Origin of the sequence: Bradyrhizobium sp. AZCC 2262 (assembly GCF_036924535.1) — a bacterium.
Taxonomy (GTDB): Bacteria; Pseudomonadota; Alphaproteobacteria; order Rhizobiales; family Xanthobacteraceae; genus Bradyrhizobium.
The window spans coordinates 608,216-622,085 of sequence record NZ_JAZHRT010000001.1 but is presented as its reverse complement, the minus strand read 5'-3'; the positions used below and the strand labels follow the sequence as shown (position 1 = coordinate 622,085).

Here is a 13,870-nt window from a genome sequence, read left to right as displayed (position 1 = left end):
TGCGTTCGGAGTTCGTACGAGTTCGGAATGGCGGGCGCATCGAAGCGCGCTTCTATTTTCATTCTTCCGACCACCAGTAGACAACGCGGTCAAGCTTTTTGTCTAGCCGATCCAATTGAAGCAAAACCTTGTGGCGGTAACTCTCTCCAGGATCTTGCGGGAGACCTCGAGCCGATACCGAGCACTGCTCAGCCGGAAGGGCTGCCAGAAGCTGCTAAAATCCGGTGTCGCCGACCACCGACATATGGAGTAGACTGTCGGCTTGTCGCGACCAAGTAGAGCGCTGTCGCGCCACGCCAAGCACGGCCATGGAGGCTAAGCAAATGGCTATCGCAGACGAACCTGCAGGCAGGCATGTTGCCTGGAATCCAGCTCGGCATGGCGCTTGGAGTTCGCGACAAGCGACTGATGGCGGACCGACGGCGATCTCGTTGCGACACCCGATGTCGCCGTTCGTTAGGCCGGTGGACAGCGGATTGCGCTTCGAAAGCTCGCTGCAAAATCTGGCGCACGAATATCTCACCATGCTCAGGGATGTTGGCGAGGTGGATGACCTGCCACAACAATGGCTGGAGGCACTGAGTCCGGGAAAGAACGATCCGACCTTCGCGTGGATGCCCATCGGTTGGCCCCCCGAGAACGAGGCGGATGGCGATGCTGGGAATCCGTTTGTATCATTCCAGCTTAAGCGAAAGACGTCGGAAGGGACGGAGTTCGACCGAACCGTTGTTCTCCTGGCCTCCGAGCGGCTGAACGGCAGCTTCATCGGCTCGGGATTTGGGCTTAGCCTGGTGGTGAATTTGCGCCCGAGTGATGGAGGGCTCAATGCACAGTTCGTCGGAATATCCGCCTCGTTATATAGCCCCGGCACAAGGGGTCTCGGGAGCGTAGACTGGGACGAAGTCAGGACGAAACCGGCGGAACTACTGGCGCTGTTGCACTCCGAGGAGATCAAGCGCGACATTGCTTCGATGCTGGGCCTCGACTCAATATCTGTTCGAGGCGCCCGTCTGTTTTGGATTGACGGAGAGGACGAATGGCAGGTTGAACGCCGTGGTACTGGCCGCGGCTTCTCGTCTTCGGGCGAAGCAATCAATTACTTCTTCGTTGTTGTTGGAACGCCTGGAAAAGCTGGGAAGGTCCTTGACAGGGTGATGCTGCAGGCACATGCCGTGGGCTACGCGCGGCTGTTTCCAATCGATCCAGCCTCGCAAGACGTGAACGAGGACTATGACGGTCGCCGCCCTTCGCGCTCCGATGATGAGCTGGACGATTATCGTATCAAGGTTTCGGGACTACCCAATTATCCCACACCTCTCGTACTTTATAGCGGAGTCCGCGAGTGGGTGCGGGTCATCCAGTGTCCAAGGTTCGTCCTGGCAGACCACGGGGCTGGCACGAATAGTCCCAAATCTGTCAATCTTCCTGGCGGCAATGAGCCGCCCGTTCATTCCGACGACTTCGCCGCGCTGAGCGCGTTCTATAACGTGAGCCAGATTTTCAACCGCCTTGCCGCATATGGCATTGATCCTTTCGATTATTTCCGATTCGCCAGCCTACCCCTCAGGCTTTGCTATCGCTCGGGCATGCAAGCAGACCTGGGCAAGAACGGTCATACCGTCAATGCGTGCGTACAGGTTGATGGTTGGCCGGTCGATTTCACGGGGCCAACGGCGCCCGGGGATCGTCCGGGCATGGAAATGCATCTCGCGTCGGCGGACTTGCGTCGCCGCGGGCGCAAACCGTGGGACGGTACCGCTCCTTCGCCGGCTCAGCCAATCGGAATAGCCGCCGACGATCGCTGGATATGGCACGAGATCGGTCACGTTTTGCTGGTTGCTGCCGTGGGCGAACTGGAGCTTCGTTTCGCGCATAGCCCTGGCGACGCGCTTGCCGCGATTGCACTGGATCCGGTGTCCCAACTGTCGAAGAAGGGACCTTACTGGCGAGGGATGACCTTCCCGTGGGTATTCGTCCCGCGCCGGCATGATCGTTCCGTGACGGACGGCTGGAGCTGGGGCGGCACGATGCACAGCGCGCTTGCTCGCGTGCCCGACTCAACCGCGCCAAGGCGCAAGGCGTATTTGAGCGAACAGATCTTGTCGTCTTCGCTGTTCCGGCTCTACCGTGTTTTGGGCGGGGACACGATGGAGGAAACGCCGGAAGACGTTAATGCGCGTCACACTGCCTCGCACTACTGCGTGTTCCTCATCATGAAAGCACTTCAGTTGCTGGGTACGTCACCGGCAGTTATTCTGAAGAATGACCCCGATCAATTAGTATCTGGGTTGATCCTGGCTGACGTCGTCACCAGTCTTTTCAAAGTGCCCGCGGCCGATGGCACCACGTTCTACCAAAGGATCGGTGGCTGCGCCCAAAAGGTCATTCGCTGGGCTTTCGAAGCACAGGGGCTTTATGCGCCCGCCGGCACGATCACCAATGCGCTCGGCCTGCCGCCTCCCATCGACGTCTATATAGCAAACGGTCGACGGTCGGAATCGACAGAGAACGGCACCATAGAGTATGGCCCCGGAAGCTATGCCCCGGTCTCACTGCACTGGAATCCCAATCAGGCAGGAGGAGAAGATCCGCTTCCCCCTTGGCAAGCAGATCGCAACGCAATCACGGTCGAAGCGAGCAGCATTTCCGTCGTCGTCGGCAATCGCGGCTCCCAGAAGGCTACCGGCGTCACGGTCGCCGTATGGTGGCACGAATGGCCAATTAATTCCGCTCCACCTGCATGGAATGAAGCCGGCTGGAATCAATGTGATCCGCCGACAAGCGCAGCCTATGACATCGAGCCATACACGGACGCGGAGTTTGGCCCTTTCCAGTTCGCGCCCGCGTCGGGCCAACGATTCATTGTCCTGGCGAAGTCATCCTGCCTTGCCGATAAGGCCTACATCGACGAACCCACCCTCGCCTGCTCCTATATGAGTACGCGGCTGGTCGATCTCGTCTCAGGCGACAACAATCTCGGTTTGCGCGTCGTCACCCTTCCCTAAACCGGTTGCGGGCGTATCAGGGCCAATCCGTCGGCCACTCGGCCTTCGCGTATCCGATAACTCGTTCCAGAGCTGGACACACGATGCGCCGTGCCGGCGCCTCTTTCCGAAGTGCATACCAGATGTGGAAAGCAAGATGTCGGCTTGCAAATGAATCGGACGGGTAGTGAACGCCCAGTCGTTCGCGATTTTTCGCCAGACGTTGCGCGAGCCAGAACATCGGCGATGGAATTGGATCGCGTCCATCGAGTGTGTGCTCACCCACAGCTTGTCCCATATCTCCTACATTTCCGCCGTAAATACCGAAACGCTGATAAATCCCTGGGATTTCCAGCAGCAGCAGCGCAATGAAGTGGCCCAAGAACGAATGCCCGCTGGGGAAGGCCGGATGTGCAGGGGGACCGAATGCCGGGATAAGGCCAGGGCACAGAAACGAAGGACGGACGCGCCTGAATTTCTCTTTGTAGGACATGTAGGCGATGTTGCCGATCGCGAGCCCACAATTGACAAGTTCTATCGTCCAGGGGCGGCGGCCTTCGCTTGCCCCGATAAAATCAAAGAAGTAGTCAGCCAGTCCATCGGCTTGTACGTCGATTTCTGAGAGGTAGCATTCGCGGTCGTCCAGCATGAGTTGCTGAAGCTCTCGGATTTCACTGAGAACAATGTTCCATGCGCGAAGCTTTTCAGCTCCCCAACCTGGGTCGTTGCTGAGGTTGGGGTCGGGCTGCCAGGCAAGATCGCGGGCATCAAGCCAATTCCTGTTGATCAGCTCAGCGCGATCGTACAGCCAGAGATCTTTTTGTCCGCCGAACTCGCAAGCCGCAATGACCGACGGCTTGGTGGGGTCAACGGCCTTGAGCCATTGATTGAGCTGCAGATCGAAAGGCAGCGTCCAGAAGCGCAATGCCGGGTCCCAATCGTCGGCAGTCCACTCCAAGAACGGATCAGCTTGATAGGGGTTGATGATCTGATCATGAGGGAACGCGGGCGTTCCAGAGTCGTCAGGCGTAAAGTCCAAAGTCCAAGCCCGATACCGCAGCTCCCATGGTGTCGCATAATAGCTGCGCCCGGAGCCCGGATACACTCCAGCTCCTGCACCTGCTCCCGCGCCTGCACCCGCGCCCGCACCAGCGCCTGCGCCTGCGCCTGCGCCTGCGCCTGCTCCCGCACCCGCACCCGCGCCTGCTCCCGCACCTGCGCCCGCTCCTGCTCCTGCTCCCGCTCCTGCTCCCGCTCCTGCTCCCGCACCTGCGCCCGCTCCAAAGCCCATCTCTCGCTCCTCTCTAAAATCATTTCTCCTGCAATGCGCTTATTCCGGCACGCCAGCGGCGAGTAATCCGTTGGCGAGACGAGACAAGTCGTCTGGTCGACGTAGCGGATACCAAGAAACAAATGTCGACACTCGAAACGAAGGCTCGATTGCGAGCAACTCCTGGACGATCGTCCGAGCTCCTGCCTCATCGCCCGAAATCGCCAGTGAGGCCGCTAACATCCGCAGACAAGCGATGAATCGTGGATTGGCTCGCCTGCTCTTGCGAAGCCATCCGATGGCCTCGTCGTATCGTCCGGCCACGAACTCAGCGATGCCAGCCACAATCCAGAAATAGAAATTCAGCGGATCAAACGGGTTCAGTCGCCAGACATTTTGTAACCGCTCCAGTGCTTCGTCGGGCCGACCGAGATATGCTAGCGTGAGAGCGCTCAGCCCCCAAGCGAACGCGGAGTTCTGATTGCGCGCCAGCGCCTCTTCAAAAAGATCAAGTGCGTCCTCCGGGTTGCTCCCGAAGAAGGACAGAATATGCCCGGCTACGGCAAGCGCAAATGGATCCTCGCGGTCGAGTTCGATCGCTCGTCGCGAAATCAGGAGCGCCCGCGCCTTGTCGGCGTCTGGATCTTTCGACCAACCTTCACCGGTCCAGAAATTCAGCCACCATCCAAGATAAGCGTAGGCCCGAGCATAGGACGGATCGAGCGCGATTGCACGTTCAAGTAATCCGCCCGCCTCTCGGTAATTTTCCAACGTAAAGGTATAAAGCAAGGACATCGCACGCAGCACGCAGTGATAGGCGTCCAGGCTCTCGGTTGGCCGGTCACCGAGTCGCGCTGTCTCAACTGCGTGCACGCGTGGTTCGATCGAAGACAAGATGCTACCGGCTATGCGGTCCTGAAATTCGAACAGATCATCGATCGAGCCCTCATATCTCTGGGCCCAGATCGGAATGTTGCCAACGATATCGATCAATTCGGCATTGATGCGCAAACGCCTGCCTTGCCTTTGAACACTACCATCGAGCACGTAACGCACGTCGAGTTCACCGGCAATTTGACGCAGATCCTTGTCGCGGTCGCGATAGCGCCACGTAGAATTTCGCGCTATCACGTAGAGCGACTTGTTTCGCGATAGTCCCGTAATGATCTCGTCGGTGATCCCCTCGCCGTAGTAAGTCTCGTCATCAGTCCCGCTAATGGTCCGGAATGGTAATACGGCTATGGTTGGCCGCGCCGCCCAATGCAGGTAAGGCTGCGCGACCGGGTCTCCTCTGGCGCCTTCAGACCATTTGACCGTATAAACACGAACCATCCGATTGATGTTTTTCAGCGGAGGCGTGCCAAGATCATGAAATGTTAGCGGCAGGCGATTCATGACGTAGTCTCGGACCGCCGCCGTCACGACTATCTGGCCGGGCTCCGCAGCCTGATGGATGCGAGACGCGATGTTGACGCCGTCCCCCTGCAAGATGCCGTCTTCATCGATCACATCATCTACGTTCACGGCGATGCGCAGATGGAGCGGGGGCGAACCATCCGTCGTTCTCTGCGTCTGCGCCTGCGCTTGCTGTACGTCGGCTGCCCACCGGACAGCGTTCACCACACTGGGAAATTCCACCAGAACGGCATCGCCAGCGATCTCAGCGATTCGTCCGCCGTGCCGCACCATGTGCGGCTCAATAATCTCGGTCCGAAGCGTCCGCCAACGGAGCACCGTCTCGACATCTTTGAGAGCCATCAGACGAGAAAAGCCAGCAACATCCGCAAAAGCGACGGCAGCAAGTCGCCTCGTGATGATAGACGGCGCGATGGATGGCGCCTCTAACGCTTGCTCAACTTGGCTCATGCGGACATCGTCTTTTCAGAACTGAAATACCCAGCCGCCTTCCGTAGAGTGACGTGCCGGCCATTAAAACTCCAACAATTTTTTCCTGCAATGCCGTACAGTAACTGAGTATCTCGGATAGCTCGCTTTCCCGGCGCAGCCACCCCTGCAACTTGCCTTCGACCTCTATCGGTCCGGGCTCGTCGCTAACTGCAATTGCGCGAGCCGGAAAGCGCTCATCGGTCCGCAAATCACGGGACCTTGGTGGCGCTAGAATCGTGTGCTGCCGTCGGCTCGCGGCTGCTCGAGTTGGTTACCGGTGCAAGGCTTCGGGCACAGCCCCCGGGGTACTGCCAACTTAGGCCGTGGGCCGCATCAGCAATTCCTATCCCTGCACGTAGCAATCTTTATGTGAGTAAACTGACAATTGTGTCGTTTTTTATCAAACACGCATATGTGTCTATTTCGAGCACTAGAGCCTGCGATGTAACGCCGTAGCATCATCCAGCACCGTTTCCCTCACCGGGGTAGACGCGGTCGGCAGCCGCCAGCACCATTTCCCATAATTGTTCGACGAGCAACACCTGGGTGCGCGCAACTCCCCGTACGCTTAGGCTCATGGCCGAGGCTAACTCCCCAGTCAAATTTGATCCTGATGCGGCAGTCTTGTCCATCGCTTGTGAGGACATGGCGCTATGCGGCGCAGCCAGTGCTCAGGGACGCCACGTCCAGCGCTCCGCGTTGACGGCACCAACCGGTATCCTGCCAGCGATGCTCTGCCCGACCTGCCGCACCGTCTCCAGCGACTGTCGCTCGATGGCCGGCGGGTGTCAAACCGCCGATGTGCAGGGTCGCGATGACGTTCGGCAGTTTCGCTAGCTCAGGCGTTGGCATATGGATCGCTTTGCCACAGCCCGAGGAGCCGTTTTGGCTCATCGGCTCCGGTCGCAGATGGAAGGACGGCCCTCGCCGGCTCCGTCACCACGAATAGCGGGCGACGCCCTTGCCGGCATAACTGCGCGTGACGTCGGAGAATTCGCCCTCGAACGTCGCGGCGAGCGAGAAGCCGTTGCGCCATTTCACTTCGGCAGACCCGGTGACGAGCGCCGAGTTCGGCGCCTGCGCTGCGCCATTGACGACAAACGAAGCGCCCGGCAGGGCTTGGAAGGTCGCGGTGACCGCGCGGTTGTCGTTGTAGTCGTGCGCCCAGGCGGCGCGACCACGCAGCGTCAGGATCGAATCCTGCAACGCGAACGACTTGTCGCTGCGAAGCCCGAGTTCGGTTCGCGTCGCCGTCACGCTCTTTGCGGCGTAGGCCTGCGCGAACGCATTGGAGCCCGACACCACCTGCTCGGCATAGGCAGGCAGATCGAATGTCGTGAACTGTCCGGCCGCATAGGGAGTGAGGCCCATCCACGGGGTCACGAAACGATACCCACCTTCGACGCGTCCGGACCAGGCGTTCGCGTTGAACTCGGCGCGTAGCTGATCGATGCCGGCAATGGTGACCGTCCGGTTGGTGGTGACGTCCTGCCAGCCATAGGCCAGCGCCGCGGTGATGTAGGCGGGGCCCTGGGTGTGCCGCACGAATGCGCCGGCCTGGAACAGGTCGGAACGGCCGCTGCCGAGCGCGTTGGCGATGGAGAAGTTGGTGCCGCCGCCGGCAAGCGCAAAACCCGCGATCGTGTTCGGCGAAAACCTGTAGTCAGCGCCGACCGCCGTGCCAAAGACGCGGCTGGTCGTGGCGTTGGTTCCAGCTGTCGCGTCGCCGTCGGTGGATTGTGAGCCGCCGAAGCCTGCCACCCACACGCTCCAGCGTGGATCGTACACCTCGCGCGGCGGCGCCTTGCGATAGATCGAGGCATAGGCGTCACGCTCGTTCTTCGACCGCGGCTTGCCGTTGGCGGCATAGGCCAGCGCGTCTTCCTCGGCAAATTGCGACGCGCCACCCGGCGCCGGCTCGCCGCGGCCGTCGACCATCGGATCGGTCATGACGCCCATGAACTGCGTCATCGCGCTGAAAGTCGCTTGCTGCGAGCCCGTCGCGGTCTCACCGGAGGCCTGCGTCAGGTTCTGGGCGACGTTGCCGGCGAAGATGGCGCCGAGCGCCCCGGTGGTGGCGCCCGGAGTATTGAATGCGCTGTCGAGTGCGCCGGCGACGGCCTTCTGGTTGGCGTTCAGCCCCGATATCCGCCCGAGGCTCGAGCTCATGTTGAGCGTGACCGCGTTGCTGGAATAATTCAGCGATCCGGTGATGCCGGTCGGCGTCGTCAACGAACTGAATGTCGTGCCGCCCAGCCCGGCCGAAGTCAGGATCGTCACCGGCTGGTTGAACTTGAAGGTGCTGTTCGGCGAAGCGACCTGCACGCTTGCGCCCGTCAGCGTGGCGATCCCGGTTACATTGGCGGAAGCCGACGTCGAAGAAGTGACCTGGACCAGGTAGAGCGCGCCGGACTGGAATGCGAGGCTGCCATTGATCAGCAACGCCCCCTGCCCGCCGGCGCCCGGCTGCAAGATACCGCCGCTGGCGACGGTCGTCGCGGCCACCGTGCCGGTGCCCGCCAGCGTACCGCCATTGGCGACCGTGACATTGGTGGTCACGACGTCGCTCGACGCCAGTGTGATGGTGCCGATGATGCCCTGAAAGTAGGTCTCCGCGGAGAACAGATCGAGACGCGACCAGTAGCTGAGCGGCGTGCCGTAGAAAGCCGCAATCGCATTGGTCTCGGTATTCACCAGGATCTGGTTGATGGTGCTGGTCTTGAGGCTGCCGAACATGCCGCCGCCCGGCGCAATATTCTTCGCCGCCGTCGAGTCGCCGCCATACACGGTCGCTAGCAGGATGGATGCGTCGGGTCCGCCGGCGGGCGCGGCTTCGCGCGGCGCCTGGGCGAACGACAGGGTTGGCAAACCGTAGGTCAGCCGCGCGGTGTAATCGGCCCGGTCCTGCGCGAGATTGCTGAAGCGGTCCGGTGCCCCGCTTGCCGCGCAGGCTGCGATGGTGGTTCCGCAGGCGGTTTGCAGCAGGTTGCGCACGTCGGCCTGTGCCGCGGTGAATACCGTCTGGAAATTGCTGGTCGTGGTAACGTCGCCGATTCCGAACACGCCGTTCACGGTGGCGTTGGTGTATTGCGGATTGTTGTTGAGCATCTGCACCACATCGTACATGCCGATAACACGGCCTCCGATGAGGTCGAGCGGATAATGCGCACCGAGAACGATGCGGCTGTTGCCATATTCCGACGCGCGCGTCAGCATTTCGCCGTAACGTTCGGGTACCAGCATCCCGAGCAGAATTGATGTCGTGTAGCCGAATGTGGTGTGGCCGCTCGGGAACGATGCGTTTGCAAACAGGCCGGAACCGGAATTGCCGGTGACGCCGCCGATGATGGCGGTATTCGACGTCGCCGCGCCGAAGTAGTTCACGCCGCTGAACGCTGCAATACTGGACGGGCTCACCTGAACGGGCCGCGAGTTGCCGGTCAAATTCGGATTGGTGACCGGTGCATAGGCCTTGTCATAGACGTTGAACACGCCACCGGGAGGCAATGGAATGCCGACAATGGGCGTGTTGGACGTTGCCGTTTTTCCCAGCGCCAGGTTGGCGTTGCTCACGAACACCGAGCCGTTTGCCGATCCATCGGCGAAATAATTCTTCGCCTTGCCGGAGTCGTCCTGGGAGATCGCGTTGATCTGCCTGAACAGGGTCAGCAGATTGGGCGAAAACGTCGTCGTGGTGCCGTTCGCGGCCTGACTGTTGTTGGCCTTCCAGATCGCATTCAAATTGGTGCCGAGGCCGTCTGACAGCACGACGCCGTTGTCGGTGGTGATCGTATTGTCGATCAGGGCCTGTGCGCGCTGGGCGGCCGTCGAACTGTTGTTGATCGAAACCGCGTTCGAGAAATTCTGCGTGATGGCAGTTGTGCCGAGCAGCGTGCTGAACGGACTGAGCACGTTGATCACGTTGGCATTAAGCGGCGTCGCGATCGTCTGGGTTTGCGCGTGGGCCGACTGTGCGGACAGCGCTGCCGCGACGACGGCGAACATCGATGAAGTTTTCGTGACACGCATACCAACCCCCACGCACGCTACCAGCGACGAATTGCCGCTCTCGGAAATATGCGGAAACAATCATCTGGGGATGACAACGCAGTGACGATGATTCGCTTCGTCGCGGGTCGTGATTTTTCGGCAACAACAGCCGCGCGCGTTGGCGGACGCTGGCAGGCGCGGGTTCACAGCGTCGATGGAGGTCGCCGCGTCCAGCTGATGGTGTTGACGACGCCGACAGGAATTTCGCCGGCGATGACCTTCTCGACCTGCCGAACGGTTTCCAGCGACTGGCTCTCGTCAGTATTTTTCGTTGACGTCTTCAACCTGTGACCGACACATGGCTCTCGTGCCCGAAATAGGCGCGCTCGAGCCGCTGCGGCAAATTGTTCTCGCTGGTCGGCGCTTCCAGCACGATATTGCCCTGCACCAGCGCATAGACGCGATCAGCGGCGGCAAGCGCCTTCTCTAACAACTGTTCGACCAGTAGCACTGCGGTGCCTTGCTTGCGCAACTGAGCGATCACGTTGAGCACGCGATCGACCAGAACCGGCGACAGGCCGGCCGAGGGTTCGTCCAGCATCAACAGCCGAGGGCGCCGTACCAGGCCCTGCGCGACCGTGAGCATCTGCTGTTGCCCGCCGCTGAGCGCACCGCCGCGCTCGTGACGCTTCTCCGCGATCTCCGGGAAAAACGACAAGGCTTCCTCGGCCCTCCCGGCGCGTTCGCTGCGTGGCAGATCGTAACCGGCGATCAGCAGATTGTCGGTGACCGAAATCTGCGTGAACACGCGATGGCCCTCGATCACATGCACCAGGCCGGCGCGCCCCGCTTCGCGCGGCGTCGCGTTGGTCATGTCGCGGCCGTCAAAGCACACATGCCCGGAATTGACCGGCAGCAATCCCGACAGCGCACGCAGCAGGGTCGTCTTGCCCGCGCCGTTGGGGCCGAGCAAGGCAACCACTTCGCCGGCTGCGACCTCGATCCCGATGCCATGCAGCACGCGGATCTTGCCGTAGCCCGATTCCAGCCCTTTCACCGAGAGCAGGGGTTCAGCCGCCGAGGTAAGCACTGACCACCTCCTTGTGAACGCGAATCTCGGCAGGGGTTCCGGCGGCAAGCGTACGCCCGAGATTGAGCACGGTGACCTGATGGCAAATGTCGAAGATCAGGTCGGCATGGTGCTCGACCAGCAGCACGCCGGTGCCGCGGGCGCTGATCGCCTTGATCAGCCCGGCCAGTCGTTCGATCTCGTCGTTGGAAAGGCCGGCGGCGGGTTCGTCGAGCAGCAGGAAATCCGGATCGAGCATCAGCGCGCGGGCGATCTCGATGAAGCGTAGTTCGCTGTGCTGCAGGCGGTCGGCGCGCACCTCCGCCAGCGGTTCCAGCCCAACGACGCCGAGCAAGGCGCGCGCCTTGGCCGCAAGCATCCGCTCATCCTGCGCGTTCCGCGGCAACGCCAGCATCGACTCGACAAAACTCGCCCTGCCCTCGATTGAGCCGCCGATCATGACATTCTGCAGCACCGACGCCTCGCCGATCACGCGCGGGGTCTGAAACGTGCGCGCGATGCCGCGATAGGCGCGCAAGGTCGGCTCACCCGGCGGCAGCGCATCATCGCCGAGGGTCATGATTCCGGTCTGGGCGGCGTAGTAACCCGAGATCACATTGAGCGTCGTGGTCTTGCCGCTGCCGTTGGGGCCGATCAGGCCGTGGATCTGGCCCGGTGCGACGTCGAGGTCGAGACCATCGATCGCCCGCACATTGCCAAAACTCAAGGCGATGCCGCGCAGCGTCAGCATGCTGCCGCCCATGCGCTTGCGCACGATATCGGCCAGTGCCGCCGGTCGCGGCACGATGGCGCGGTTGCTGGCCAGCGGACGGCGGTTGCGAAAATCCAGCAGCGCGGCGATGCCGCCGGGCATGACAAGCACGATCACCAGCAGCAACACCGCATAGAGAAACGTCGACCACGCCGCCAACGGCGCTGCGATCTCCGGCAGGATCGTCAGGATGATGGTGCCGAGCATCGGCCCCAGGATCGAGCCGCGGCCGCCGATCAGGATCGCGATGAAGAACAGCACGGACAGGTCGAAGGTGAAGGCATCCGGCGTGATGTAGGTCTGCAGGGTCGCGAACAATCCGCCGGCGATGGCCGCAAGCGCGCCGGCAAACAGGAAGATGGCGATCAGCATTTTCGGCTTGGAGATGCCGGTGGCCTCGGCCGCCACTTCGGCGTCGCGCACTGCAATCAGCGCGCGACCGAACCGGCTGCGCGCGATATTCGCGCTCATCCAGGTGGTGATGGCTGCAAAGCCTATGCAAAGAAAGTAAAAGCCCCAGGCGGTATTGAAAGGCGCCGGAAACTCCGGTCCTGATATGCCGATGCCGCCGCCGGTGACACTCTGCCATGCCAGCGCGATCTGCGTGACGATGGTGGCGAAGCCCAGCGTCGACATCGCGAAATAGAAGGTACGCAACCGCAAGGCCGGCAGGCCGACGATCACGCCGAACACCGCGCCAACGCAGCCGGCAATCGGCAGTGCAGCAAACACCGGCACCGGCGGCATGACATTGCCCGCGACCAGCACGCTCGTGGTGTAGGCGCCGAGCGTCAGCAGCGCGACATAGCCGATCGCAAGATGCCCGGCGAAACCGACCACCAGGTTGAGACCGGAAACCAGCACCCAATAGATCGCCGCCCGCGTGCCGATCAGTGCCCAGTAATCGTTGCTGACGAAGGGCAGGATCATCGCCAGCGCAAGGATGCCGAGGAACGGCGCGACATGAGGCAACGCCGCGCGAATGGTGCCGGAGTCGTTGTGCGCCGGAACTGCGGTGACTGACGTCATCACACTCTCCGCGCCGTGGAAGCGCCGAACAGACCCTGGGGCGCCGCCAGCAGGACCACGATGAACAGCGTGAAGACGGCGACCGACGAGAAGATGCCGCCGACCAGGAAGTTCGCCGCCTGCTGGAACAGGCCAAGCGCCAATCCGCCGACGATCGCGCCTCTGTTATTGCCGAGCCCGCCGAGCGCCACCGGGACAAAGCCGTAGAAGTTCAGCAGCGCGCCATTGGCGAAGAACGCCAGCAGCAACTCGCCGCCGGAAAATCCGGCGACACCGCCGATCACGCCGGCCAGCGCATAGCTGGCGACGCGCAGATTGCGTTCGGGCAGGCCGAGCGCGCGCGCCGCGAAATTATCTTCCGCGATCGCGACGAAGGCGCGTCCAACCAAAGTGCGGCGATAAAGATATTCGAGGGCGACAATTGTAATCGCGCAGGCTGCGACCGGCAGCCAGAATTTTTCGTCCCAGATACCGCTGCCGATGCCGAATACGCGCGGGAACGGCTGCGGCTCGGTGCCCCATTTGATCGCCGCGACCTGCTGGATCATCAGCGCCACCGCGAGCGTCGAAAGCACGTAGAGGTGCTGGTCGAGGCTTTTCAGCACCGGCCGCACCGCGACGAATTCGGTGATGATCCCGATGATGGCGCAGCAGAGCAGCGTCAGCAGGAAGCCGGCGAGGATCGGCATGCCCATTTTCAGCGTGAACATCGAACCGAACACGCCGCCCAGCATCGCCAACTGACCGGCGGTGAAGCTCATCACCCGGGAGGTCGAGAACATGGTGTTATAGGTGACGCCGACGAGCGCGTAGATCGCGCCCGCCGCCAGTCCGGATGCGAGGATCGAGGCGAGCATATGCTACCGCCC

Annotated in this window: 8 protein-coding genes and 1 pseudogene; 2 read left to right on the top strand and 7 right to left on the bottom strand. The window is 61.5% G+C overall.

The genetic code is table 11. The features are described 5' to 3' along the window. The first annotated feature begins 323 nt into the window (after positions 1 to 323). On the top strand, positions 324 to 3,005 hold the full coding sequence (locus V1283_RS02875) for a hypothetical protein (RefSeq protein WP_334384933.1): 2,682 nt from the start codon (positions 324 to 326) through the stop codon (positions 3,003 to 3,005). 16 nt (positions 3,006 to 3,021) lie between these two features. On the opposite strand, the gene V1283_RS02870 is transcribed toward V1283_RS02875, so the two are convergent. From V1283_RS02870 to V1283_RS02855, 4 genes and pseudogenes are all read right to left on the bottom strand, one after another. Next, on the bottom strand, positions 3,022 to 4,089 hold the full coding sequence (locus V1283_RS02870; protein WP_334384932.1) for a hypothetical protein: 1,068 nt from the start codon (positions 4,087 to 4,089) through the stop codon (positions 3,022 to 3,024). A gap of 225 nt (positions 4,090 to 4,314) precedes the next feature. Then, positions 4,315 to 6,120, bottom strand: coding sequence for an adenylate/guanylate cyclase domain-containing protein (locus V1283_RS02865; protein ID WP_334384931.1), 1,806 nt, complete (start codon positions 6,118 to 6,120; stop codon positions 4,315 to 4,317). Positions 6,121 to 6,812: 692 nt separating this feature from the next. Continuing rightward, positions 6,813 to 6,993 (bottom strand): annotated as a pseudogene (locus tag V1283_RS02860) (hydroxyacid dehydrogenase); the annotation flags it as partial. Positions 6,994 to 7,077: 84 nt separating this feature from the next. Continuing rightward, on the bottom strand, positions 7,078 to 10,170 hold the full coding sequence (locus V1283_RS02855; RefSeq protein ID WP_334384930.1) for an autotransporter domain-containing protein: 3,093 nt from the start codon (positions 10,168 to 10,170) through the stop codon (positions 7,078 to 7,080). A gap of 81 nt (positions 10,171 to 10,251) precedes the next feature. Between V1283_RS02855 and V1283_RS02850 the strand changes: the two genes are divergently transcribed. Further along, on the top strand, positions 10,252 to 10,482 hold the full coding sequence (locus V1283_RS02850; RefSeq protein WP_334384929.1) for a hypothetical protein: 231 nt from the start codon (positions 10,252 to 10,254) through the stop codon (positions 10,480 to 10,482). Here V1283_RS02850 and V1283_RS02845 read toward each other — a convergent pair. Genes V1283_RS02845 through V1283_RS02835 form a run of 3 tightly spaced genes read right to left on the bottom strand, consistent with a single transcriptional unit; the run spans position 10,472 to position 13,858 of the window. Further along, the gene (locus tag V1283_RS02845; RefSeq protein ID WP_334384928.1) at positions 10,472 to 11,221 is read right to left on the bottom strand and encodes an ABC transporter ATP-binding protein; all 750 of its coding nucleotides are present in this window, start codon (positions 11,219 to 11,221) and stop codon (positions 10,472 to 10,474) included. The two genes, V1283_RS02850 and V1283_RS02845, sit on opposite strands and share 11 nt — an antisense overlap. Beyond that, on the bottom strand, positions 11,202 to 13,001 hold the full coding sequence (locus V1283_RS02840; protein ID WP_334384927.1) for a branched-chain amino acid ABC transporter ATP-binding protein/permease: 1,800 nt from the start codon (positions 12,999 to 13,001) through the stop codon (positions 11,202 to 11,204). Before V1283_RS02840 ends, V1283_RS02845 begins: the two co-directional genes overlap by 20 nt. Then, positions 13,001 to 13,858 (bottom strand): branched-chain amino acid ABC transporter permease, encoded by an 858-nt coding sequence (locus V1283_RS02835; protein ID WP_334384926.1) that lies wholly within the window; start codon positions 13,856 to 13,858, stop codon positions 13,001 to 13,003. Before V1283_RS02835 ends, V1283_RS02840 begins: the two co-directional genes overlap by 1 nt. Between the last annotated feature and the right edge of the window lie 12 nt (positions 13,859 to 13,870).